This window comes from Mycolicibacter kumamotonensis, from assembly GCF_002086285.1.
GTDB classification, from domain to species: domain Bacteria; phylum Actinomycetota; class Actinomycetes; order Mycobacteriales; family Mycobacteriaceae; genus Mycobacterium; species Mycobacterium kumamotonense.
Map to the genome: position 1 here is coordinate 53,344 of NZ_MVHU01000021.1, position 23,902 is coordinate 77,245.

25 protein-coding genes and 1 pseudogene are annotated in these 23,902 nt (G+C 68.5%); 12 read left to right on the forward strand and 14 right to left on the reverse strand.

Features of this window, described 5'->3' with window-relative positions; translation table 11 throughout:
• The first annotated feature begins 86 nt into the window (after window positions 1–86).
• Window positions 87–713 carry a GNAT family N-acetyltransferase gene (locus BST28_RS14510; RefSeq protein WP_019737686.1) on the forward strand — a complete coding sequence of 209 codons (627 nt, stop codon included), beginning with the start codon at window positions 87–89 and terminating at the stop codon, window positions 711–713.
• Here BST28_RS14510 and mbtN read toward each other — a convergent pair.
• The 3 genes and pseudogenes from mbtN to BST28_RS14525 all read right to left on the reverse strand — a co-directional run.
• On the reverse strand, window positions 674–1,843 hold the full coding sequence (gene mbtN / locus BST28_RS14515; protein ID WP_019737687.1) for a mycobactin biosynthesis acyl-ACP dehydrogenase MbtN: 1,170 nt from the start codon (window positions 1,841–1,843) through the stop codon (window positions 674–676). The genes BST28_RS14510 and mbtN overlap by 40 nt on opposite strands.
• Window positions 1,840–3,423, reverse strand: coding sequence for a long-chain-fatty acid--ACP ligase MbtM (gene mbtM / locus BST28_RS14520; protein ID WP_083081602.1), 1,584 nt, complete (start codon window positions 3,421–3,423; stop codon window positions 1,840–1,842). The genes mbtN and mbtM overlap by 4 nt, the downstream gene beginning before the upstream one ends.
• Window positions 3,420–3,686 (reverse strand): annotated as a pseudogene (locus BST28_RS14525) (acyl carrier protein); the annotation flags it as partial. The pseudogene BST28_RS14525 and the gene mbtM, both read right to left, overlap by 4 nt.
• A gap of 166 nt (window positions 3,687–3,852) precedes the next feature.
• Between BST28_RS14525 and BST28_RS14530 the strand changes: the two are divergent.
• The 5 genes from BST28_RS14530 (at window position 3,853) to BST28_RS14550 (ending at window position 9,115) form a co-directional block, all read left to right on the forward strand.
• A complete protein-coding gene (locus BST28_RS14530) occupies window positions 3,853–4,821 on the forward strand; it encodes a hypothetical protein (RefSeq protein ID WP_065288334.1) in 969 nt (322 codons plus the stop codon).
• 137 nt (window positions 4,822–4,958) lie between these two features.
• Window positions 4,959–5,816: an SDR family NAD(P)-dependent oxidoreductase gene (locus tag BST28_RS14535; RefSeq protein WP_019737691.1), complete on the forward strand. Its 858-nt coding sequence runs from the start codon at window positions 4,959–4,961 to the stop codon at window positions 5,814–5,816.
• An 11-nt stretch (window positions 5,817–5,827) separates the two neighbouring features.
• Window positions 5,828–6,748, forward strand: a complete 921-nt coding sequence (locus BST28_RS14540; protein ID WP_019737692.1) for a hypothetical protein — start codon at window positions 5,828–5,830, stop codon at window positions 6,746–6,748.
• A 1-nt stretch (window position 6,749) separates the two neighbouring features.
• On the forward strand, window positions 6,750–8,219 hold the full coding sequence (locus tag BST28_RS14545; RefSeq protein ID WP_019737693.1) for a flavin-containing monooxygenase: 1,470 nt from the start codon (window positions 6,750–6,752) through the stop codon (window positions 8,217–8,219).
• Window positions 8,216–9,115, forward strand: coding sequence for a MerR family transcriptional regulator (locus tag BST28_RS14550; RefSeq protein WP_019737694.1), 900 nt, complete (start codon window positions 8,216–8,218; stop codon window positions 9,113–9,115). Before BST28_RS14545 ends, BST28_RS14550 begins: the two co-directional genes overlap by 4 nt.
• A 24-nt stretch (window positions 9,116–9,139) precedes the next feature.
• Here the strand turns inward: BST28_RS14550 and BST28_RS14555 are convergent, their stop codons facing one another.
• Complete coding sequence (locus tag BST28_RS14555; RefSeq protein ID WP_234898860.1) at window positions 9,140–9,388, reverse strand: metal-sensitive transcriptional regulator; 249 nt, start codon at window positions 9,386–9,388, stop codon at window positions 9,140–9,142.
• A 79-nt stretch (window positions 9,389–9,467) separates the two neighbouring features.
• Window positions 9,468–10,814: a salicylate synthase gene (locus BST28_RS14560; protein WP_019737696.1), complete on the reverse strand. Its 1,347-nt coding sequence runs from the start codon at window positions 10,812–10,814 to the stop codon at window positions 9,468–9,470.
• Window positions 10,815–11,059: 245 nt separating this feature from the next.
• Between BST28_RS14560 and BST28_RS14565 the strand changes: the two genes are divergently transcribed.
• Window positions 11,060–11,332 (forward strand): hypothetical protein, encoded by a 273-nt coding sequence (locus BST28_RS14565; RefSeq protein WP_420093441.1) that lies wholly within the window; start codon window positions 11,060–11,062, stop codon window positions 11,330–11,332.
• 24 nt (window positions 11,333–11,356) lie between these two features.
• On the opposite strand, the gene hemW is transcribed toward BST28_RS14565, so the two are convergent.
• The 3 genes from hemW to BST28_RS14580 all read right to left on the reverse strand — a co-directional run bounded on the left by hemW (window position 11,357) and on the right by BST28_RS14580 (window position 13,545).
• Window positions 11,357–12,535, reverse strand: a complete 1,179-nt coding sequence (gene hemW, locus BST28_RS14570) for a radical SAM family heme chaperone HemW (RefSeq protein ID WP_083081606.1) — start codon at window positions 12,533–12,535, stop codon at window positions 11,357–11,359.
• A 63-nt stretch (window positions 12,536–12,598) separates the two neighbouring features.
• Window positions 12,599–13,006: a transglycosylase family protein gene (locus BST28_RS14575; RefSeq protein WP_019738728.1), complete on the reverse strand. Its 408-nt coding sequence runs from the start codon at window positions 13,004–13,006 to the stop codon at window positions 12,599–12,601.
• Window positions 13,003–13,545 carry an Rv1363c family protein gene (locus BST28_RS14580; protein WP_234808295.1) on the reverse strand — a complete coding sequence of 181 codons (543 nt, stop codon included), beginning with the start codon at window positions 13,543–13,545 and terminating at the stop codon, window positions 13,003–13,005. Before BST28_RS14580 ends, BST28_RS14575 begins: the two co-directional genes overlap by 4 nt.
• Before the next feature lie 116 nt (window positions 13,546–13,661).
• Between BST28_RS14580 and BST28_RS25260 the strand changes: the two genes are divergently transcribed.
• From BST28_RS25260 to BST28_RS14595, 4 genes are all read left to right on the forward strand, one after another.
• Window positions 13,662–13,832 (forward strand): Ms4527A family Cys-rich leader peptide, encoded by a 171-nt coding sequence (locus tag BST28_RS25260; RefSeq protein ID WP_369127631.1) that lies wholly within the window; start codon window positions 13,662–13,664, stop codon window positions 13,830–13,832.
• 114 nt (window positions 13,833–13,946) lie between these two features.
• Entirely contained in the window at window positions 13,947–15,635 is a 1,689-nt protein-coding gene (locus BST28_RS14585) for a nitrite/sulfite reductase (RefSeq protein WP_083081611.1), read from the forward strand.
• Window positions 15,632–16,363 (forward strand): phosphoadenylyl-sulfate reductase, encoded by a 732-nt coding sequence (locus BST28_RS14590; RefSeq protein WP_019738445.1) that lies wholly within the window; start codon window positions 15,632–15,634, stop codon window positions 16,361–16,363. Before BST28_RS14585 ends, BST28_RS14590 begins: the two co-directional genes overlap by 4 nt.
• Window positions 16,342–17,088, forward strand: a complete 747-nt coding sequence (locus tag BST28_RS14595) for a sirohydrochlorin chelatase (RefSeq protein ID WP_043337663.1) — start codon at window positions 16,342–16,344, stop codon at window positions 17,086–17,088. Before BST28_RS14590 ends, BST28_RS14595 begins: the two co-directional genes overlap by 22 nt.
• Window positions 17,089–17,119: 31 nt before the next feature.
• Here the strand turns inward: BST28_RS14595 and BST28_RS14600 are convergent, their stop codons facing one another.
• The 6 genes from BST28_RS14600 to BST28_RS14620 all read right to left on the reverse strand — a co-directional run bounded on the left by BST28_RS14600 (window position 17,120) and on the right by BST28_RS14620 (window position 21,410).
• The gene (locus BST28_RS14600) at window positions 17,120–18,157 is read right to left on the reverse strand and encodes a sulfate/molybdate ABC transporter ATP-binding protein (RefSeq protein WP_019738443.1); all 1,038 of its coding nucleotides are present in this window, start codon (window positions 18,155–18,157) and stop codon (window positions 17,120–17,122) included.
• Complete coding sequence (gene cysW, locus BST28_RS14605; protein WP_019738442.1) at window positions 18,154–18,969, reverse strand: sulfate ABC transporter permease subunit CysW; 816 nt, start codon at window positions 18,967–18,969, stop codon at window positions 18,154–18,156. The genes BST28_RS14600 and cysW overlap by 4 nt, the downstream gene beginning before the upstream one ends.
• Complete coding sequence (gene cysT, locus BST28_RS14610) at window positions 18,966–19,826, reverse strand: sulfate ABC transporter permease subunit CysT (RefSeq protein ID WP_019738441.1); 861 nt, start codon at window positions 19,824–19,826, stop codon at window positions 18,966–18,968. Before cysT ends, cysW begins: the two co-directional genes overlap by 4 nt.
• Window positions 19,823–20,839 (reverse strand): extracellular solute-binding protein, encoded by a 1,017-nt coding sequence (locus tag BST28_RS14615; RefSeq protein WP_019738440.1) that lies wholly within the window; start codon window positions 20,837–20,839, stop codon window positions 19,823–19,825. Before BST28_RS14615 ends, cysT begins: the two co-directional genes overlap by 4 nt.
• Window positions 20,840–20,952: 113 nt before the next feature.
• On the reverse strand, window positions 20,953–21,054 hold the full coding sequence (locus BST28_RS25265) for an Ms4533A family Cys-rich leader peptide (RefSeq protein ID WP_369127636.1): 102 nt from the start codon (window positions 21,052–21,054) through the stop codon (window positions 20,953–20,955).
• A 161-nt stretch (window positions 21,055–21,215) separates the two neighbouring features.
• Window positions 21,216–21,410, reverse strand: a complete 195-nt coding sequence (locus BST28_RS14620; RefSeq protein WP_029249479.1) for a hypothetical protein — start codon at window positions 21,408–21,410, stop codon at window positions 21,216–21,218.
• Window positions 21,411–21,833: 423 nt separating this feature from the next.
• Here BST28_RS14620 and BST28_RS14630 point away from each other — a divergent pair, with 423 nt between their 5' ends.
• Entirely contained in the window at window positions 21,834–23,885 is a 2,052-nt protein-coding gene (locus tag BST28_RS14630) for a glycoside hydrolase family 15 protein (protein WP_019738438.1), read from the forward strand.
• Window positions 23,886–23,902: the final 17 nt, after the last annotated feature.

Here is a 23,902-nt window from a genome sequence, read left to right on the forward strand (position 1 = left end):
CCCGGCGCTCGCGCCGCCAAGCTCGACCTAGGTTACCCTACCCTCACTTAAGGGGGTAGCTGCTCGGGGTAAGCTCACTGCTCGTTATGACTGACGCCGCAATCCTGCACCGCGAGCTGAAGGACATTTCCGACGAGGTCCGCCGCGTCCCGGCGCCGCCGATCCCGGTGCTGGCCGAGCCTTATGCGATCAGGGTTGCCGACCCGGACACCGATGCGGAGATGGTCTCCGAGTGGATGAACCGGCCGCACCTGGCCCAGACGTGGGAGTCTGCGTGGCCACCCGAGCGCTGGCACGCCTATCTGAGCGCCCAGGTCGCCGGCACCTACACCAGGCCGCTCATCGTCAGCCGGCACGGACAAGACAATGGCTATATCGAGTTATACCGGGCCGCAAAGGATTCCATCGCCAAGTACTACTCCGCCCACCCGCACGATCTGGGCATGCACGGGGCCGTCGCTGACGTCGCGGCGGTCAATCGGGGGTTCGCGGCGATTCTGCTGCCGCGCGTCATGGCCAGCGTGTTCGACCTCGAACCGCAGTGCCGGCGGATGATGTTCGAACCCGAGTACCGCAACACGGCGATGCGTCGGCTCGCCGAGTACGTGGGCAGCACCTTCCTCGGTGAACACGACATGGGTTATCGCCGGATGGCGCTGTATGCGGTGCTGCGCTACCCCGACGACGACCCGCTGTCGAACAACCGCTCGTAGCCCTCGTAGTCCGGTCGCATCCCGGCCGCCACCAGCTCCCAGAGCACCTCGTCGGTGCCGCCGCCCACCCGGGCCAGCTTCATGTCGCGCCACCAGCGCCCGATCGGAGTCTCGTCGACCAGGTATCCGGAGCCGCCGAAGATGTGCATGCACTCGGAGAACACTTCTTCGCCCAGCCGGGCCGCGGTGACCTTGATCGCCGCGGCGGTGCGCAGATCCAGGCGCCCCTCGGCGGCGATGCCGTTGAGCGCGTGGCGCAGGAGATCGACTCGGGCCTGCAGGTCGGCGATCCTCATCCGCAGCGCCTGATGCTCGAACAAGGTGGCCCCGAACTGCCGCCGGCGCATCATCCGGGCGTGGGTGAGCCCCAGCACCAGTTGGCACGACGAGGCGACCTGCCCGGCGATCGACATGCGTTCGTGGGCCAGCCCCCAGGAGATCGCAGCCAGGCCGGTGCCAGGGCGTGCGATCAGGGCGTCCGCCGGCACCCAGGTGTCGATCTCGACCGCGGCGGTGTCCAGCGGCCCCGCGCCCACCTTGCGGTAGGGCTGGCCGACCTGCACCTGCTCGGTCGGCACCGCGATCACCAGAACGTTGCCGTGCCGGCTGTTCGGGTCATGGTCGACGCCGCGGGCGACCACGATGATGTGGTCGGCGATCGGCGACAGCGAGACGAACTTCTTTCGACCGCGGATCTCGAATCCGTCGCGCGCGGAACGAACTTCGGTCTCCACGATCTGTAGGTCCGAACCGCCCGACTCCTCGGAGGCCCCGATGCACACCACCGCCTGCCCGGCGATGGCCTGCTCGCAGATGCCCTGCAGGTACTCGGATCGCCCGAAGCGGCGCAGGATCGCGATCGCCGAATCGTGCAGACTCACCCCGACCCCGATTCCGGCCGAGCGCAGCTGTCCCAGCTTCGTCGCCAGCGCCACCAGTTTGGCGACGTCGGGATGCTGACCGTTGTCCCATTTGCCCGCGAACACCCCGGTGCGGCCCAGATGTTCGATCAAGGCTCGCGGGAAGCGTTCGGTCGCTTCTGCTTCGGCGGTCCAGTCGGAGACCTGCTCGTCGAAGGCCTCGTCGAGCAGTGCCCGGTAGGCGTCGATCCCCCCGGAGTCCGAAGTCACCTCAACGCCTCCATGTCCTGTTTGACCTGGACCCGCCGGAGCTTGCCCGACGACGTCCGCGGCAGCGAGCCGGGCGCCAAGAACACCACCTTGGCGGGCACCACCCCACATTGCGATGCGACCCGGGCGATCAGGTCGCTGCGGGCGCCCGCCTCGTCGGGCCCCCGGAATTCGGCGACGACGACCAGGGCCGGGCGAACGTCGTCGGTGCCGACCGCGACCACCGCACCCTCCCGGACGCCGCGGATCTCGGCGGCGACCCGTTCGATCTCGGTGGGGAACACGTTGCGGCCGGCCACCGAGATGATCTCCTTGGCGCGACCGCAGACCACCAGCCCGTCATCGGTCAGATAGCCGAGGTCACCGGTGGCGAACCAGGTGTCCGGGTCGTGGGCCGGTTCGCCGATGTAACCCGACATCATCGAGGTGCCGCGAATCTCGATCTCACCGACGTCGCGACCAGGCTGGTCGGCGTCGTGGCCGGGTGCCGCCGCGATACGGACCTGCATGCCCTGAATCGGCACCCCCAGGATCGCGTGCTGACGTACCGCGGAATCGTTTCCGGCACCGGCGATTTCGTCATACAACAAGCCGGTGCCCGGACGCGGCGCGGTCACCGCGCAGGTGGCCTCCGCCAGACCGTAGGACGGGGTGACCGCAGCCGGGTCGAAACCGAACTTGGCCAGCTCGGCGGCGAAGCGCTGCATTGCCGCGCAGTCGACGGGTTCACCGCCGTTGATCGCCACCCGGACCCGGCCCAGGTCGACGTCGGGGATCCGACGGGCGTATTTGCCCAGCACATGAAAGGCGAAGTTCGGTGCCGCGGTCAGGGTCGCGGCGCTCTCGTGCAGCCACGTCAGCCAGCGAAACGGCGAGGTCGCGAATGCCGCGGTGGGTGCCAGCCACACCGGCGACCCGGCCAGCGCGCCGCTGAGCAGGAACGTCAGCCCCATGTCGTGATACAGCGGCAGCCACGAACAGCCGACATCGGCGGACACGTCGATAGCGACGTGGGCCAGCAGCCCTTGCAGATTGTTCAGCACCGCGGCCGGCGACAGTTGCGCGGTACGAGGTGTTCCGGTCGATCCGGCCGTCCCCTGCAGCACGGCCGGCGTATCCGGCGCGGCCGCTACCGGGGTGAACGCGGCCGAACGCTCGGTGGCCGCGGAGGTGGCGTCGTGCACCGCGACGCCGGCATCGGTATCGGCACCGGCGAGCAGCTGAAATGAGGCGCCGAGGCTGAAGACGGTGTCGACGCCGATAGCGCCGAAGCGGTTCAGCGTCGCGTGCGCCCACTGCTGAGGGTCGGCGCCGCGCACCGGACCGGGCAGGATCGACACCGCACGCCCGGCGAGCCAGGCGCCCTGAATCGCGGCGACCAATGCCACCGTCGGCTCCCCGACCAGGCCGACCGCTCCGGTCCCGCCGGCGTCGAGGACGCGGGCCGCCACACTCTGCGCGCGGGAGTGCACCTGCGCCCACGGGTGGCGGTGCCAGGCTCCGGTGGCCTGGTCGAGAATGACCAGGTCGTGGTCCGACGCGGTCATCGCCCGGGTAAGGGCGCCAGCCAGCACGCTCACGCCTCGGCAGGGACTTTCGCTCGAATGGCGGCCTCGAGGTCGCCGACGGTGTCGCAGCTCAGCAGGTCTTCCTCGGACAACGCCACGCCGAGCCGATCCTCGATGGCGACCATGCCGATCGCGAATGCCACCGAGTCCAGGCCCACGTCGTCGACCAGCCGGGCCTGCTGTGTCACCCGGTCGAGGTCGACATTCAGGTCGTCGCGGAGGATCTCACGCAGCGCGGCGCTGATGGCGTCGGTCGACGAAGAACTCATGTCGAGGGACGCTACACGACACCCGGAAGTAAGGTTAGCCTTACCCTAGTTTGTGATGGTGGACACATAGTTAGGTAAGGCTTGCCTCCACGTAATAAACCTGTCTAAGGTTGGCCCGCGCTTTACATACACAGGAACCTCACACCAGATGAGGTCACGATAAGGAGAAGCAATGAAGCTCGCCTATGCGGACGGATCCCTCGATCGCGTTCCCGCATCCGCCGTTCGTTCGACCCCCCGGGCGAACATCGTAGTGGCCGCCGGGATCGCCCTGGCCGGCGCCGGTGTGATCGCCGTGAACCCGATCGCGCCGGTGCTCTCCCTGGACGCCCACCAGACCGCGGTGCAACTCACCGGCACCTGGGACACCGCGGCTGACAACTGGGCGAACCTGCAGGAGCTGTTCGCGGCGAATCCGGACCCGATCGGTCACGCCGTCGGCGAGCTCGCGACCTACTACGGGGGCGTCGCCAGCAACAGCTTCGAGCAGTCGATGGCCGGCATCGAGGGCATCTGGTCCGGTATGGGGGCCGCCAAGGGTCTGGAGACGATCCTCCCGCTGATCAGCGAGTACATCCAGCAGGGCGACTTCACGAACGCTTACAACCTGCTCAACTGGGACATGTTGTTCAACATGCAGAACATCTTCCAGCCGCTCTTCGACCACACCGTTCGGGGAACCGGCGAATTCGTGCCCGGGGTGTTCGGCATCGGAGCCGACATGACTCGGGTCTTCGCGAACGTGCAGGACGTGTTCGGCGACTTCGACACCTGGAAGGGCGCCGCCAAGTACTTCACGGAGCCGTTGATCGGCTTTCAGTTCGCCCTGGCGGACAACCTGACCGACCACGGTGACCACGTCGCGCAGGACCCGTTCGACGCGTTGCTCAACGGCTACATCCCGTGGGACGTCCCGGACGGTTCCACCGCCGAAGATCCCCACGCCCCGTTCGTCGGTTTGCTCACCGAGGACGGCACCCTGGCCTACCTGTTCGAGAAGTTCCCCAGCATGATCGCCGAGGCGCTGACCCTGAACCTGCCGGCGGCCGACGTGGACGTCCCGGTCGACGTCGACCCGGGTGACGCGCTCGCCGGTGCCGACCTGTTCGACCTGGACTGGCTGAACGGAATCTTCGGCTAGCACAACCACAGCACCACCCGCGCCCGCGCGCGGGATTGAGCCGGGCTCGGGCAGGCGACTGCCCGGGTCCGGCTCTTCGCATCGCCCCCAAAACATTGCCATTGACTAATGTCACCATTGATGGTTGACTGAGTCACATGATCTTCGGGCGCTCGCAGAAGCGCAGCCGTGACGCCTCCGCGGTGGTGACCGGGGCCGGCAGCGGTATCGGCGCCGCATTCGCCGTCGAACTCGCCCGCCGCGGCAGCGCCGTGGTCTGCAGCGACATCGATCCTGACGCCGCCCAGCGCACCGTCGACGCCATCACCGCCGCCGGCGGGCGCGCCACCGCCGTGCACTGCGACGTCTCGCAGATCGACGCCGTCACCGCGCTGGCCGAGGCCGCGCAGACCTGGTTCGGCCACTCGCCGACCCTGGTGATCAACAACGCCGGCGTCGGCGCCGGCGGGCAGCCGGTCGGTGAGATGGCGCTGGATGACTGGAATTGGACCCTGGGCATCAACCTGTGGGGCCCGATCCACGGCTGCCACGTCTTCACCCCGATATTGCGTGACGCCGCCGGTGACCAACCCCGCGGCATCATCAACGTGGCTTCCGCCGCATCGTTCGGTGCTGCCCCGGATATGGCGGCATACAACGTCAGCAAGGCCGGCGTGCTGTCACTGTCGGAGACCTTGGCCGCCGAATTGTCCGGTACCGGAATCGGTGTCACCGTGCTGTGCCCGACGTTCGTCAAGACCAACATCGTCGAATCCGGCCGGATCACCGCTCAGTCCAGCGAGGCGGCGAGCCTGTTGATGCGCTGGACCGGGCTGACCGCCGACCGGGTCGCCCGCGACTGTCTCGACACCCATGACCGCGGCGGCCTGTACTGCATGCCGCAGCTGGACGCCAAGATCGGTTGGAACATCAAACGTTTCGCTCCGGAGACATTCACCCGAACCATCGGGCTGGCATTCCGCGCCAGTGCGGCACTGCCGGGAAAGGCCGACTGAAGGAGAAGCAGATGGCTCTCGACATGGACGTCATGCTCACCAAGATCAAGGACCGCCAGTGGGCGCTGGCCGACATCGACTGGGACGCACCGGGAGCCGAGCTGATTCGCCCCGAGATGGCGCCCAAGCTCAAGAAATTCATGGCCGATCTGTGCTGGATCGAGAACATCGGCGCGCGCGGCTTCGCAGCCATGGCGCGCAAGGCCCCCACCGCGACACTGGCCGAGATCTACCGGTATTTCCACGCCGAGGAGCAGCGCCACGCCAACGCCGAACTAGCGCTGATGAAGCGCTGGGGCATGCTCGATGACGGCGAGATGCCCGAACCCAACGTCAACATCCGGTTGGCCATGCAATGGCTCGACGACTACTCCGACGACTTGCCGCTGTCGGTGCTGGGCACGGTGATTCCGATGCTGGAAGTCGCCCTCGACGGCGCCCTGCTGAAGTTCCTGCTCGACGAGGTCGATGACCCGGTCTGCCACCAGGTCTTCGAGAAGATCAATAACGATGAATCCCGGCACATCGCGGTTGATTTCGAGGTGTTGGAGATGATCGGCCACGCCGACGCGCGCAGGCTGGCGATCGAGTTCGTCGGCACCGTCGCCTCCCCGTCGCTGATCATCGGCGCGCTGATCTCCATCCCGCTGCTCAACCGGATCCGCAACGAGGTGATCGGCATGGGCCTGGATCCCCAGCGCCTCTACGCCGCCCTGATGCGTTTCACCCAGTTCGGTGAACGCGGCGAACACACCCGGCGGGTGCCGGCCTACCAGGTCGTCAAGTACTACTCGGGCTGGATGGCCAACCCGAACAGCCCATATCACCTGCTGGCCAACCCGGCGGTGTGGCTCTCCGGTTTCTACCCCAAGCGGCTGCTCAAACCCATCCCGAGCTGGTTCAAAGAGCTCACCCACGAACCGGCGGCCTGACGTGGCGCGCGGGCACGTCTATCAGACCCTGATCGTGGGCGCGGGGTTCAGCGGGATCGGCGCTGCGATCAAACTCAGCGAGGCCGGTTTCGCCGGCGCCGAGGAGATCATCATCCTCGAGCGCAGCGACCGGGTCGGCGGAACCTGGCGAGACACCCGCTATCCCGGTGCGGCATGCGACATTCCGTCGCTGCTGTATTCGTTCTCGTTCGTCGCCAACCCGGGCTGGTCACGTGCTTACCCGACGGCCGACGAGATCTATGCGCACATCGAGGACATGGTCGACCGCTTCGACCTGCGCCGTCACATCCGGTTCGGCACCGAGGTCACCGGGCTGGCATTCGACGACGGCGACGGAACGTGGACGATTTCGGCCGGGCGTAAGAAGTTTCGGGCCCGCACCGTGGTGCTCGCCTCCGGCCCGTTGCCCGACTCCAGCTTCCCGGCCATCCGCGGCCTGGAGTCCTACACCGGCCACAAGATTCACAGTGCCCGCTGGGATCACGACTACGACTTCGCGGGCAAGAAGGTCGCCGTCGTCGGAACCGGCGCCAGCGCGGTGCAGATCATCCCGGAGCTGGTCACCCAGGCCGGATTCGTCAAGGTCTTTCAGCGCACTCCCGGCTGGGTGATTCCCCGCCTGGACGTGGCCATGCCCCCGGTCGTCCAAGAGGTGTTCGCCAAAGTGCCTGCCGCCCAGCAACTCGCCCGCCAGGCGCTGTTCTGGGGGCATGAGGCCAGCGCCACCGCCCTGGTGTGGAACACCCCGCTCAGCGGCCTGGTGGCCCAACTGGGCAAAGTCCATCTGCGTAGCACGGTCAAGGATCCGTGGCTGCGCCGTCAGCTCACCCCGGATTTCACCCCCGGGTGCAAGCGGATGCTGGTCTCCAGCGACTACTACCCCGCGCTGCAACGGGACAACTGCAAGCTGATCTCCTGGCCGATCGCCACGATCAGCCCGGCCGGCATCCGCACCAGCGACGGTGTGGAACACCGGCTGGACGCCATCGTGTTCGCGACCGGCTACGACGTGCACCTGACCGGCCCGCCGTTTCCGGTCACCGGGCTGGGCGGCAGGTCACTGGCCGCGGACTGGAGCGGCGGCGGTCAGGCCTTCAAAAGCATTCAGGCGCACGGCTATCCGAACCTGTTCTTCATGACCGGCCCCAACTCCGGGCCGGGCCACAACTCACTGCTGGTCTACGTCGAAGGACAGATCGACTACGTGGTGCGCGCCGTGGGGGCGATCCGCCGCGGCGACCTGCGCTACCTGGACGTACGTGACGACGTGCAACGTCGCCACAACGAGCAGATCCAGCGGCGACTGCGCAAGACGACCTGGATGTCGGGTTGTCGCAGCTGGTATCTGACCGAGGACGGTTTCAACGCGTCGATGTACCCGGGGTTCGCAACCCAGTATCTTCGGCAGATGCGCAGTTTCCGCCTCGCCGACTACCACGCGGTGGCATGACCGCGCCGGATCGTCCCGCCAGGCCCGACTCCATCGCCGGTGTGCTGGCGAACCTGCGCCGGGTGCCTCGCCGGGTGCGCCGCGAGTCCCGCGAGGTGATCGAGGCCGCGGTGACCCAGCTCTTCGAGGTCGTGGTGCGCCACCCCGGCGGCAATACCGCATCGCGGGAGTACCGGATCGACGATCTGGCCCGATTGGGCGGCACCACCACCCGCAACGTGCGGGTGTATCGGGACCGGGACCTGCTGCCGCCGCCGCGACGGGTCGGGCGCATCGCGTTGTACAACGACACGCACCTGACCCGGCTGCGGCTGATCACCTCGATGCTCGATCGCGGTTACACCATCGCGCACGTCAAAGAGATGATTGGCGCCTGGGAGCAGGGCAAGGACTTGAGCGACATCCTCGGCCTGGAGAGTGCGATCGCCGGCAGTTGGACCACCGAACGCCCCGAGACCGTCTCGCGTGTCGAGGCCGAGCGGCGGATCGGCGACCCGCAGGCGTTGCGCCGGCTGGTGGCGCTCGGGGTGATCCGCCTGGACGGGGCCGAGGGCTCCCGGGCCACCATCACCCGGCCCAAACTGATCGAGGCGTTCAACGAGATCCGCGGCTACGGTATCGCCGTCGACAAGCTCATCGACCTCTACGAGCAGACACTGCCGCACATCGACGCGATCAGCCAGATGTTGGTGCGGGCCGGTGCCGAACACGTGCTGACCAAGATCCAGCCCGGGGCGCCGTTGCCGGCAGATACCGAGATCGCCGAGCTGATCGGCATGCTGGTGCGGTTCCGCACCCAGGCCGTCGCATCCGTCACCGCCACCCTGGCGTCCTCGATCGAGTCCACCATCGAGTCGATGGTCACCGGCCTGCTCGCCGAGTCCCTGCTGCACTGACGCGGCGGTCCCAGCTTCGCCGTCTCAGGCCAGCGCGAGAAACAGCTTCTCCAGTTCGTCCTCGGTCAGCGGAGCATCGCCGGTGGCGGACTCCCCGGTGAGGCACTGTCGCAGCCCGCTGGCGACGATCTTGAAACCCGCCCGGTCCAGCGCACGCGAGACCGCGGCCAGTTGAGTCACCACGTCCTTGCAGTCGCGGCCGCTCTCGATCATCGCGATCACGCCGGCGAGCTGACCGTGGGCGCGGCGCAACCGGTTCAACACCGCCTTCATGCTTTCGTCGTCGCCAACCACGTGAGCTCCTCTCGGCGAAAACACCATGATACCCGGCGGGGTATCGCACCGGCGGAACTCAGTGGCGGGCGATCAGGTGCGGCGCCAGCGTCGCGAGCTTCTCGCAGGTCTCTTCGAACTCCCGCTCGGGACGGGACACGTCGATGACGCCCGCCCCGGCCCGCAGCCAGGTCCGCCCGTCTTGTTCGTAGGCGGCGCGCAACGTCAACGCGGCGTCCAGGCCCCCGGCGGCGGTGAACATCACCACCGCGCCCGAATACAGGCCCCGCGGGCACTCGTCGAGCCGAAGGATGGCGTCGATCCCGGCGCGCTTGGGAATGCCGGATGCGGTGACCGCCGGGAACAGCGCCTCCAAGGCATCCATCCGATCCCGCGAGCGGTCCAGCCGCCCGGACACCGTCGAGCCCAGGTGCTGAACGCTCCCCCGCTCCCGCACCGTCATGAAGTCGGTCACCGCCGCACTGCCGGGTTCGGCGATCTCGGCGATCTCATCCATCGACGTGCGCACCGAGATCGCGTGCTCGACGATCTCCTTGGCGTCGGATTGCAGCTCGGCACGGACCGGCCCGTCCACCGCGGGGTCGCCGGTGCGCGCCCGCGTCCCGGCCAGCGGCTCGGTGAGCACCAGGCCGTCGTCGCGCACCTCGGCTACCAGTTCCGGGCTGAAACCGAGTGCCCGAATCCCGCCGAGCCGCAACAGGAACGACCGGGCGGGGGTGTTGTGCCGCCGCCCCAGCCGATAGGTCGACGGGAAGTCCAGCGCGAACGGCACGTCGACGCAGCGCGACAGGATCACCTTGCGGTAGCGGCCCGCGCAGATCTCGCCGACGGCGGTGGCCACCCGGTCGCGATAGCCGGCGGCGTCGGCGTCCACCGCGATCCCGGACGGATCGGCGAGGGTGGGGACACCGTCGGCCAGCAGCCGGTCGAGCACCGCGGCCTCGCGCTCGCCGGCGTCGAACAGCTCGACGTTCTCGGCGGTGACCACGATGCGGGTCCGCGGCCAGAAGACCCGCGCCAGCGCGGTCCCGGGGGCCAGCCGGTCCTGCAGCCCGAAGCGGTAGGTACCGAACTCGAAGGCGACCCAGCCGAACACCTGCTCGGTCTCCAACAGCAAGCGGTCGACGGCCTCACCGAGCACCGCGGCCGGGTGGCCCCGCCAGTGCTGGCGGCGCACCACTCCGTCGCGGACGGTGCGCAGCTCATCGCTGTCCAGTTCGACGGCCGCGCGCACGCCGGTGGCCAGCGTCCAGCTTCCGCACCGCTCATAGAGCAGGTACTCCTCGCCGTCCGGTTCGGACAGGGCCGCGGCGAGCCCCGCCGCCAGATCGGCCGGTCCGACGCCCGGCGGTAGCGGCACCGACAGCGAAGTTTCGGGGACTGCTTCGACACCGAGATCGGACACAGCTAGTAAATGTAGCCTAACCTACGTAGCCGCGCGCGCTCCGCCCCGGGAAATCGCCGGGCCGGGATCCGGCCGGTGCTTCCGGCGCGGCCGCGACGCCCGTGACGCCGGCCACTTCGGCGCGTTGGTGGTGATCTGGTTACGGGCGTTCACAATTCGGTATCAGTCACCACACAACGGTTGGCAGCACCGGCACCGGTATGGAATATAGAGACATGCTAAGCATTCGTAAGCTCGTTGGATCGATGTTCGTAGCCGGCGCCGCGGCGGCGATCGCAGTCGCCCCGACCGGCCTGATGCTCGCCGCCGCGCCGGAGGGCACGACCGGCCCCTCGGTGGTGGCCCAACCGCACGGTTCCGGTGGCCCCGACGGCAACGGCGGCGCCAGCGGGTGCGGCCACGACGCCGGCTGGCAGGGCTGCGGCGGGTTCATCCCCGGCCAGGGCGGCTTCGGCCACGGCTGCTTCAACGGCATCTGCGGCAGCTGGGACGGCGGCCGCGGCTGGTTCAGCGGCTGACCTGCCGCCGACAATCCGGTAGGGCTACCCGAGCAGGGAGCGCACCACCGCATCGGCCAGCAGCCGGCCCCGGTCGGTCAGCACCAGGTGTTCGCCGTCGATGCGCAGCAGGCCGTCGCCGACCGCGGTGGCGGCACGCTCCTGCTCGCCCGGATCCAGCGCCGCCAGCGCCAACCCCTCGCGCATCCGCAGCCGAAGCATCACGTCTTCGGTGTGCCGGTCGGACTCGGAGAGCTCCTCGAAACCGGCCACCGGCAGCGTCATATCCGCCAAGATCTGCGCATAAGCGTTGGGGTGCTTGACATTCCAATAGCGCAGCGCGCCGTCGTAGCTGTGCGCACCCGGGCCGGCGCCCCACCACCGGCCACCGCCCCAGTAACCCAGATTGTGCCGGCAGGCCGCGCCCGGCCGGCTCCAGTTGGACACCTCATACCAGTCCATCCCGGCGGCGCGCAGGGTGGTGTCGACCAGGTCGTAGCGATGCGCCAGCACGTCGTCGTCGGGGGCGGGCAGTTCCCCGCGCCGCACCCGACGGGCCAGGGCGGTGCCGCTCTCGACGATCAGGCTGTAGGCCGACACGTGATCGACCTCGGCCTCCAGCGCGGCGTCCACCGAGCGCAGCAGGTCATCATCGGTCTCGCCGGGGGTGCCGTAGATCAGGTCGATGTTGAGGTGGTCGAATCCGGCCGCGCGCGCCTCCCGGGCGGCGGCCACCGGACGGCCCGGCGAATGGATGCGATCCAGGGTGGCCAGCACCCGCGGCGACACCGACTGCATCCCCAAGGACACCCGGGTGAAGCCGGCGGCATGGATCGTGTCGAAGAACTCCGGCGACGTCGACTCCGGATTGGCCTCGGTGGTGACCTCGGCGTCCTCGGCCAGGCCGAAGTGTTGCCGCACGTGATCGAGGACCAGCGCCAACCGCGCGCCACCGAGCAGCGACGGTGTGCCGCCGCCGACGAACACGGTGTCGGCGCGCGGGCCGCCCAGGCGAGCGGAGGCCAATTCCAGTTCCCGGGCCAGCGCCGCCACCCAGGCGTCCGGGTTGGCGCCACCGAGCTCCGCCGGGGTGTAGGTGTTGAAGTCGCAGTAGCCGCACCGGGCGAAACAGAACGGCACGTGCACATACACCCCGAACGGCCCCGGGGATTCGAGCCGGTCCGGTGCCACGTCGGGCAGCGCTACCGCGGTCGCGGTGGTCATAACGGCCGATCATCCCACGGTGCCGCAGGCGATGCCGTCCGCCGACGCCTCAAGGCCGGCGCCTCAGTAGGCCTGCGCCTCCACGCCGTCGGCGTCCTCGAGCAGCGCCGACAGATAGTGGGTCAGCGAACCGACCGGGGCCGCCCCGGCACCCGATGTGGCAGAACCGCCGCGCGACGCGCACGCCGGCCAGGCGCCGGGCCCCTGACTGGCCATGATCCGCTTGGCGACGGCGATCTGCTGCTGCGGGCTGGCCTGCGAGGGCAATCCGATCCCGCCGTTGGCGTCCCAGGCGGCAGCGCTGATCTGCAGACCGCCGTAGTCGCCGCTGCCGCTGTCGGCCGTCCAGTTTCCACCGGATTCGCATTTGGCGATGGCTTCCCAGTTGATCGGATCGGCATGGGCCGCGCCGGTCAGTTCGGCGGCCCCGACCAGCAGCGCACCTGCGGCCAGCACTGTGAATTTCCTCATACCAACTCCACCTTGCTGGCCAGCCAGCGGCCGTCGACCTTGTCCATAGTCATCCGGATCCGGCTGCGGTCCATCACCGGCTCGGGGTTGTCGGTGTTGCGCACCGCCTGGTTGACCAGCAGCACGACCACGGCGTGGCTGCGGTCGGCGGATTTGACCACCGCTTCGGTGACGTGGCCGCGCGCGGTCGCCTTGTTGTCGATCAGCACCTGACGCAGCTTCGCCCCCGACCGGGTGTGCATTCGGTTGAACTCACCGGTCGACCCTTCAGCGATGTCGGCGAAGTTGCGGTCGACGTCGTCAGCGTCGATATCGGTCAGCCGCAACGCATATGCCTCAGCGGCCTGCAACGCCTGTTCGCCCGCGAGATGGGTTTGGTAGTGCTGAACGGCCAACCATCCGCCGCCGCCCACGGCGGCCATCAGAGTCGCGATCGCCAGCCAGCGCCGCATCAGGGCGCGTCCATTTGGCCGCGGGGGCGGTTCGGGTACCGGTGGCGGTTCCCACACCGGTTCCCACCCGAAGTCGACGACGCTCACCTGTCCCCACCCGCCTTCCGCTCCGCTGCTGTGCGACTTCGACGTATCGGTCCGCACGGTCCCGGCCTGTCCTGGTCCGGCCCTCCCGTCCCGACCGCCTCGCCGTCGGGCCCCAAATGAGTTTTGCGCATGCTGATCACAACTTTGCGCCGGTAAGGAAGATTTTCGGCATCCATGGCATAATCGGCCGGGTGACTGCCGCCTACTGCACCGCCTCCGGGATTGCCCTGGTGGCTCGGCGGCACATCGATCTGAAGCGGGTCTGTAGCTGTCGCTGTCTGCCTTGATGTCGTAGAACCGCCCACCTGTACTTTCCAGCTGGCCGCCGGATCTGCGCCGCCGGAGACAGTCGCCGGTTACCCGCGCTCCATCCCGCCAGCTCCTCTGTTGAAGGAGAATCGATGACCGCCACTTCGACTGCGTCCAGCACCGCGGGCGCAGCGCGCAAGCGCAGCGAGGCCCAGTGGGCGCTCGGCGAGACCGAACCGGTCAACCACAACGAGCAGTTCAAGCAGGACGACCCGGCCCTCAACGTCCGGGCCCGGATCCTCGACGTCTACTCCAAGCAGGGCTTCGACTCGATCGCCAAGGACGACCTGCGCGGCCGGTTCCGCTGGATGGGGCTCTACACCCAGCGCGAACAGGGCTACGACGGCACCTTCACCGGCGATGAGAACGCCGACCTGCTGGAGGCCCGCTACTTCATGATGCGGGTGCGCTGCGACGGCAAGGCGCTGTCGGCTACCGCGATGCGGACCCTGGGCGAGATCTCGGAGGAGTACGCCCGCGGCACCGCCGACATCACCGACCGCAACAACCTGCAGTACCACTGGATCGAGATCGAGAAGGTTCCCGAGATCTGGGACCGGCTGAGCGCGGTCGGGCTGCAGACCATGGAGGCCTGTGGCGACTGCCCCCGCGGCATGCTGGGCTCGCCGCTGGCCGGGGAGTCGCTCGATGAGGTGCTCGACGCCTCCCCCGCCCTGGACGAGATCGTGCGGCGCTACATCGGCAACCCCGACTACGCCAACCTGCCGCGCAAGTACAAGACCGCGGTGTCGGGCCTGCCCGACGTCGCCCACGAGATCAACGACATCTCGTTCATCGGCGTCAACCACCCCGAGCACGGCCCCGGCCTGGACCTGTGGGTGGGCGGTGGCCTGTCGACCAACCCGATGCTGGCGCAGCGCCTCGGCGCCTGGGTCCCGCTGGAGGAGGTTCCCGACGTCTGGGAGGCGGTCACCCGCTTGTTCCGCGACTACGGCTACCGCCGGCTGCGCTCCAAGGCCCGGCTGAAGTTCCTGCTCAAGGACTGGGGCGCCGAGAAGTTCCGGGAAGTTCTCGAGACCGAATTCCTGGGCCGCAAACTGATCGACGGACCGGCCCCCGCCCAGCCCACCGCGACCATCGACCACGTCGGGGTGCAGAAGACCCGCAACGGCCTCAACGCGGTCGGGGTGGCCCCGATCTCCGGCCGGGTGAGCGGCGCGACCCTGCTCAAGATCGCTGACTTGATGGAGCAGGTCGGGTCGGACCGGGCCCGGTTCACCCCGTACCAGAAGCTGATCATTCTCGACGTTCCCGACGAGAAGCTCGACGGGTTGCTCGCCGAGCTGGATGCGCTGGGCCTGCCGGCCAACCCGTCGCCGTGGCGCCGCAACCTGATGGCGTGCACCGGCCTGGAGTTCTGCAAGCTGTCGTTCGTCGAGACGCGGGTGCGCGCGCAGAGTCTGGTCCCCGAGCTCGAGAAGCGCCTCGATGATCTCAACGCACTGCTGGACGTGCCGGTCACGGTCAACATCAACGGGTGCCCGAACTCGTGTGCCCGAATCCAGGTGGCCGACATCGGGTTCAAGGGCCAGATGATCGACGACGGCAACGGCAATTCGGTTCCGGGCTTTCAGGTTCACCTGGGCGGCAGCCTGGGCGCTGACAGTGGTTTCGGCCGTAAATTGCGCCAGCACAAGGTGTTCAGCGACGACCTGGGCGACTACATCGAGCGGGTGGTGCGTAACTTCATCAAGGGCCGCAACGCCGGTGAGCGATTCGCGCAGTGGGCGGTGCGGGCCGAGGAGGACGACCTGCGATGAGGCCCCACGAAGAAGCGGAGCTGCGCGAGCTGGCTGCCCGCGGCGCGGCGGAGCTCGACGGCGCCACCGCCACCGAACTGCTGGAGTGGACCGACGCGAACTTCGGCGGAGTCCACGGCCCCCGCGGCGGCGCCACCTGTAACTATGTGGTGGCCTCCAACATGGCCGACGCGGTGCTGGTGGACCTGGCGTCCAAGGTCCGTGCGGGGGTTCCGGTGCTGTTCCTCGACACCGGCTACCACTTCGCCGAGACCATCGGCACCCGTGATGCGGTGGAGGCTATGTATGACATCCAGTTGGTCAACGTCACCCCCGAGCTGACCGTGGCAGAGCAGGACGCCGCGCACGGCAAAGACCTGTTCGCGTCCAATCCGGCGTTGTGCTGCCAGATGCGCAAGGTCGAGCCGCTGGCCCGCACGCTGCGCGGCTACTCGGCGTGGGTGACCGGGCTGCGCCGGGTGGAGGCGCCGACCCGCGCCAACGCCCCGCTGATCAGCTTCGATGAGCAGTTCGGTCTGGTGAAGGTCAACCCGCTCGCCGCCTGGACCGACGACGACATGGACGCCTACATCGCCGCGAACAATGTGCTGGTCAACCCGCTGATCGACGAGGGGTACCCGTCGATCGGCTGCGCGCCATGCACCACCAAACCCGCGGTCGGCGCCGATCCGCGCAGCGGACGCTGGGCGGGTCTGGCCAAGACCGAATGCGGGTTGCACGCTTCGTGACGGCTCCCGCTACAACGCTGGTGTTGACCGCGCACGGCAGCCGGGATCCGCGCTCGGCTGCCAACACTCGTGCGATCGCCGGGCACTTGCGCCGGGTGGCACCGGAATTCACGGTGCGGGTGGCGTTCTGCGAGCACAGCACGCCCGGCTTGGACGACGTGCTGGACACCGTGGCGGCCCGCACCGACCGGACCGTCGTGGTCCCGTTCCTGTTGGCCAGCGCCTACCACGCCCGCATCGACATCCCGGGCGTGATCGCGCGATCCGGGGCTGCCGTGCAAGTGGCTCCCACGCTGGGCCAAGACGACCGGCTGGTGCAGGTCCTCGGTGAGCGGCTCACCGCCGCCGGCGCCTCCCGCTTCGACCCCGAACTGGGCGTGGTGGTGGTCGCGGTGGGTTCCTCGCACGCTGCCGCCAATGCCCAGACCGCCCGCGTCGCCGCGCCGTTGTCCCGCGGAACCCGTTGGGCGGGAGTAGAAGTCGCCTTCGCCACCCAGGGGCCCTCGGTGCCCGAAGCCGTCGAGCGTCTCAAGGCCCGTGGGGCCACCAGGTTGATGATCGCGCCGTGGTTTCTGGCCCACGGCAGGATCACCGACGGGATCGCCGCCTACGCCGCGCGAGCCGGGATTGCGATGGCCGAGCCACTCGGTGCCCACCGCCTGGTGGCGGCGACCGTGCTGGACCGGGTGGAGGCGGCCCTGGCCGCGGGCCACGCCGCCGCCTGATCCCCGGGTTCGCGGCTGCGCGCGGGCCGGCTTACACCGATACCGGTGCGCCGGGGGCGGACGCATCCTGCAGCGGGGGCACCCGGGTCGCCCGCACGTAGACCGTGTCGCCTTCGGCCAGGGCGAGCGCCTCGGCGTCGCCGCGGGTGATCTGCGCGGTGAACGGCACCTTGGTGGCACCGTTGGTCAACTCCACCCGCACCTCGAAGCCCAGGGCCACCACCCGGTCGACCACCGCACGCACCACGGCGGATGCCTCGGCGCCGCCGGCGTCTCGCGCTGCGGCCACCGCCATCTCGGGGGTGCGGCCGACCCGGATGTCGTGCGGGCGCACCAGGGCGCCGTTGAGCGACGAGACCGCGCCCAAAAACGACATCACGAATGCGTTCGCCGGGGCGTCGTAGACCTCGGTCGGGCTGCCGAGCTGCTCGATGCGGCCCTGGTTGAGCACGGCGATCCGGTCGGCGACGTCGAGCGCCTCGGCCTGGTCGTGGGTGACCAGCACCGTGGTGACGTTCACCTCGTCGTGCAGGCGTCGCAGCCAGGCCCGCAGATCCTCGCGGACCTTCGCGTCCAGGGCACCGAACGGCTCGTCGAGCAGCAGCACCTGCGGATCCACCGCCAGCGCCCGCGCCAACGCCATCCGCTGCCGCTGCCCGCCGGAGAGCTGGTTGGGGTAGCGGGTCTGAAAACCACTGAGCCCCACCACTTCCAGCAGGTTGTCCACCTTCTCCTTGACCTCGGACTTAGGCCGTTTGCGGATCTTGAGCCCGAACGCCACATTGTCGCGCACCGTCATGTGCTTGAACGCCGCATAGTGCTGGAACACGAATCCGATGCCTCGCCGCTGCGGCGGGACCCCGGTGACGTCGACGCCGTTGATGGTGACCGTGCCGCTGTCCGGGTGGTCCAGGCCGGCGATCGCCCGCAGCAGCGTCGACTTGCCCGAGCCGCTGGGGCCGAGCAGCGCGGTGAGGGAACCGGACGGCACCGAGAAGTCGACGTTGTCGAGTGCGACGAAGTCTCCGTAGCGTTTGTTGGCCCCGCGTACGGTGATCGCGTTGCTCATCTGCTCCCCTTTCCGGCCCGCCGCATGTCGAGCACCACCTGAACGATCAACACCAGCACCGACACCGTCATCAGCAGCGTGGACAAGGCGTAGGCGCCGTATTCGGCGCCACGGTTGTAACGGTCGGACACCAGCAGCGTCAGCGTCTGGGACTTTCCGGGCAGGTTCGACGACACGATCAACACCGCGCCGTATTCGCCGAGGGTTCGCGCCACGGTCAACACGATCCCGTACGTCAACCCCCAGCGGATCGAGGGCAGCGTGATCCGCCAGAACGTCTGCCACCAGCTCGATCCCAGCGTCGCCGCGGCTTCCTCCATGTCGGTGCCCAATTCGTGCAGCACCGGTTCGACTTCCCGGATCACGAACGGCAGGGTGACGAAGATGCTGGCCAGCACGATGCCCGGCAGGCCGAAGATGATCTTGAAGCCCCAGTCGTTCTCCACGAAGCCCAGCAGCCCTGCCGACCCCCACAACACGATCAGCGCGACACCGACGATCACCGGCGAGACCGCGAACGGCAGGTCGATGATGGCCTGCAGTGCTCCCTTGCCGCGGAACCTGTTTCGCGCCAGCACCAATGCGGTCGGAATACCGAAGATGACGTTGAGCGGCACCACGATCGCGACCACCAGCAGCGACAGCTGCAACGCCGAGATAGCCGCCGGGGTGGAGATGTAGGCGAAGAACTGCCCGAATCCCGGGGCGAAGCTGCGCCACAGGATCAACGACACCGGAACGATCAGTAGCAGGCCGACATAGACCAGCGCCACGAACCGGAGGAGGTAGCGGACCTTGCGTGATGGCGTCATGCCGACCGCTCCTGCCGATTGGTCACCCGCGCACCCAACACCCGCAGCACGAGCAGCACCAGGAAGGAAATCCCGAGCAGCACCAGAGAGATCGCTGCGGCGCCGGTGCGGTCGTCGTTCTCGATCAGGGTGCGGATCCACTGGGAGGACACCTCGGTCTTGCCCGGCACCGCCCCGCCGATCAGCACCACCGAGCCGAACTCGCCGATCGCCCGGGAGAACGCCAGGCCCGCCCCGGTCAGCAGCGCCGGGGTGAGCGACGGCAGCACCACGGTGCGAAAGATCGTCGCGCCGGAGGCGCCCAGTGACGCGGCGGCCTCCTCGACCTCCCGGTCGATCTCCAGCAGCACCGGTTGCACGGCGCGCACCACGAACGGCAGCGTGACGAACGCCAGCGCCAGGCCGACGCCCCAGGCGGTGTGCTGCAGATGCAGCTGTACCGGGCTCGCCGGGCCGTACAGCGCCAGCATCACCAGGCTGGCGACGATGGTGGGCAACGCGAACGGCAGGTCGATGATCACGTCGATGAACCGCTTGCCGACGAAGTCGTCACGCACCAACACCCAGGCGATCAGCAGTCCGAACACCAGGTTGACCACGGTGACTCCGGCCGCGATCGTCAGCGTCACCCGGAAGGACTCCAGCGCCGAGTGCGAGGTAATCGCCAGCCGGAACGCCTGCCACCCTCCGCCGGCGGCCTGCCAGGCGATCGCGGCCAGCGGGGCCAGCACGATCAGCGACAGCCATATCACCGCGGCGCCCACCCGCAGCGAGACGCCTTCACGCCGGAATCCGGTATGACCGGGTGGCCCGTCCTCACCCGGCCGGGTCGCCTCGGTCACCACGATCGCCGTCATCCGGTGACCCGGGTGTAGATCTTGGTGATGGTGCCGCTCTCCTTGTCGAACAGGCCGGTGTCCACGATGTCCCACCCGCCGAGGTCGGCGATCGTCCAGAGCTTGTCCGGCGCCAGGAACTGCTCCCGGAACTCGGCCGCGATACCGGGGTCGACCGGCCGGAAGCCGGCCTGCGCCCACAGGCGTTGCGCAACCGTCGTGTACTGGAAGTTCTTGAACGCGGTGACGGTGTCGAGGTGTCTGCTGGAGGTCACCACCGCCAGCGGGTTCTCGATCTTGAAGGTCTGTGACGGGTTCACGTGCTCCACCGCCTTGCCCTTGCGCTCGATGGCGATCGCCTCGTTCTCGTAGCTGATCAGCACGTCGCCGCTGCCCTGGAGGAACACGTCGGTGGCCTCCCGCCCCGAGCCCGGCCGCAGCTTGACGTGGTCGCTGACCAGTTTGTCGACGAAGTCCAGACCGGCCTGCGGGTCCTTGCCGCCCTCACTTTTGACGGCGTAGGGAGCCAGCAGGTTCCACTTGGCCGATCCCGAGCTCAGCGGGCTGGGGGTGATCACCTCGACACCGGGCGCCAGCAGGTCATCCCAGTCCTTGATGTTCTTGGGATTGCCCTGCCGCACCACCAGGGTCACCACCGAACCGAACGGGATGCCCCTGGTGACGTCGGCGTTCCAGTCCTCGGCCACCTTGCCGGCCTTGACCAGCCGGGTGATGTCGGGTTCCACCGAGAAGTTCACGATGTCGGCGGGTTTGCCGTTGGCGACCCCGCGAGACTGATCCCCCGAGGCGCCGTAGGAGGTGACGACCTGCACGTCGGCGCCTTCCTCGGTGTCGTAGAAGGCCGGGATGACCTTGCTCCAGCCGGGTTCGGGCACCGCGTAGGCCACCAGCGTCAAGGTGGTGTGCGCATCGGACCGTTCGGCACCACCGACCACGTCGCTGGGCCCGCCTCCGCAGCCGGCGATCAAGGCAGTGGCCAGCACCAGGGCGGCGGCTTTGACGGAGTGGAGCATTGATGACCTTTCAGTGCAGACTGAGGAATTGGGTCCCGCCGCTTCGCGAAGATGGTCGCCCAATCGCTGAGATACCGGGCATCAGGACACCAAAGCGTCGACGGAGCGGGTGTTCAGCGACAACAGTGCACGTCGGCCACAGCGCAATTACCCACGGCAATGTTCATCGAGAGGGCCAAGACGCGGCTCTCTCCTTTGCCGGACGCTGCGAGCATGCCGGGAAGCGTAACAGAACCCCGCGGTTCAGCGAGGATCGACGGCGGAGAGCCGAAGCTGGAACCGCGGCACGAACCCGTAGGTCAGCGGGTCAGGAGCCAGCTGACGATCACCAGCACGATCAGACCGACCAGAATCAACGTCACCTGGGAGCGCGGCATCAGTGCGTCCCACCGTCATCGTGCCGGACGCGTTCCAGCACCCGGATTCCCTGCCCCAGCGCCGCGTCCAGCACCACCGCCAGGCCATAGGCCAGCGCCAGCACCACCGGCATCACCACGGCGGTCTGGACTACGAAACCGAGCCCGGACAGCCAGAGCTCAACGCCATCCCACCAGCTCAGGAACCCAACCATCCCGATCACCTTAGCGCCGATCGCAAGCGCGGCGAAGCCGGGCGCAGCGGGTCGGCGCCATCAGCACAGCGCCGATCGCAAGCGCGGCGAAGCCGGGCGCAGCGGGTCGGCGCCATCAGCACAGCGCCGATCGCAAGCGCGGCGAAGCCGGGCGCAGCGGGTCGGCGCCATCAGCACAGCGCCGATCGCAAGCGCGGCGAAGCCGGGCGCAGCGGGTCGGCGCCATCAGCACAGCGCCGATCGCAAGCGCGGCGAAGCCGGGCGCAGCGGGTCGGCGCCATCAGCACAGCGCCGATCGCAAGCGCGGCGAAGCCGGGCGCAGCGGGTCGGCGCCATCAGCACAGCGCCGATCGCAAGCGCGGCGAAGCCGGGCGCAGCGTGGGTCAGCTAGACGTGCGGCGGGCCGCCAGAGATGATGTCGGCATGGTCCTGCACACCCCTCCGGGCGATGCACCCGACAAGACCGCTCCCGACGTCACCGGAAAAGCCCCGGACGGCCGCGTCGCCGCCAAGTCGACCCCGCCACTGTCGGCGACCGCGCCGGTGCCCTATTCGGCGGCGCCGGGCCAGGTGCGCAACTCGTTTCCGCCGATCGCCGACTACGCGTTCTTGTCGGACTGTGAAACCAACTGCCTGATCTCGGCGGCGGGCTCGGTGGAGTGGATGTGTGTGCCGCGGCCCGACTCCCCCAGCGTCTTCGGCTCGATCCTGGATCGCGGCGCCGGGCACTTCCGGCTCGGGCCGTACGGGGTCGCGGTGCCCGCGGCACGGCGCTACCTGCCCGGCAGCCCCATCATGGAGACCACCTGGCAGACCCACACCGGCTGGCTGATCGTGCGGGACGCGCTGGTGATGGGCAAGTGGCACGACATCGAAACCCGGTCGCAGACTCATCGGCGTACCCCGATGGACTGGGACGCCGAGCACATCCTGCTGCGCACGGTGCGCTGCGTCAGCGGCACGGTCGAGTTGACCATGAGCTGCGAGCCGGCGTTCGACTATCACCGCACCAGCGCCACCTGGGAGTACTCGGCCAACGCCTACGGTGAAGCGATCGCCCGAGCCCGGCAGAACCCCGACGCCCACCCGACGCTGCGGTTGACGACCAACCTGCGGCTGGGTCTGGAAGGCCGCGAGGCGCGGGCCCGCACCCGGCTGACCGAGGGCGACGACGTCTTCGTGGCGTTGAGCTGGTCCAAACACCCCGCGCCGCAGACGTACGCCGAAGCCGCCGACAAGATGTGGAACACCACCGAGTGCTGGCGGCAGTGGATCAACATCGGTAACTTCCCCGACCATCCCTGGCGGGTCTATCTGCAGCGCAGTGCGCTGACGCTCAAGGGGCTGACCTATTCGCCGACCGGCGCCCTGCTGGCCGCGGCCACCACGTCGCTGCCGGAAACGCCTCAGGGCGAACGCAATTGGGATTACCGCTACGCCTGGGTGCGGGATTCGACGTTCGCACTGTGGGGCCTTTACACGCTGGGGCTGGACCGCGAGGCCGACGACTTCTTCTCGTTCATCGCCGACGTGTCCGGCGCCAACAACGGCCAGCAGCGTCCCCTGCAGGTGATGTACGGCGTCGGCGGCGAACACGAACTCGCCGAAGAAGAACTCGAGCACCTCTCCGGCTACGACAACGCTCGCCCGGTGCGGATCGGTAACGGCGCCTACAACCAGCGTCAGCACGACATCTGGGGCACCATGCTGGATTCGGTCTACCTGCACGCCAAATCCCGCGAGCAGATCCCCGAAACCCTGTGGCCGGTGCTCAAGCGTCAGGTGGAAGAGGCGATCGAGCACTGGCGCGAGCCCGACCGCGGCATCTGGGAGGTGCGGGGCGAACCGCAGCACTTCACCTCCTCGAAGGTGATGTGCTGGGTGGCGCTGGACCGGGGCTCGAAGCTGGCCGAACTGCAGGGCGAGGTGTCCTACGCCCGGCAGTGGCGGGTGATCGCCGAGGAGATCAAGGCCGATGTGCTGGCCAACGGGGTGGATTCGCGCGGCGTGCTGACCCAGAGTTACGGCAGCGATGCGTTGGACGCCTCATTGCTGCTGGTGGTGCTCACCCGGTTCCTGCCGGCCGACGATCCGCGGGTGCGCGCGACCGTGATGGCGATCGCCGAAGAACTCACCGAAGACGGTCTGGTGCTGCGCTACCGGACCGAGGAGACCGACGACGGACTGTCCGGCACCGAGGGCACCTTCACCATCTGCTCGTTCTGGCTGGTCTCGGCGCTGGTGGAGATCGGTGAGGTCAGTCAGGCCAAGCATCTGTGCGAGCGGCTGCTGTCGTTCGCCAGCCCGCTGCACCTCTACGCCGAGGAGATCGAGCCGCGCACCGGACGGCACCTGGGCAACTTCCCGCAGGCGTTCACCCACCTGGCGCTGATCAACGCCGTCGTGCACGTGATCCGCGCCGAGGAAGAGGCCGACTCCACCGGCGGGTTCCAGCCCGCGAACGCACCCAATTAGGGCTCGCCGCGGCGGGC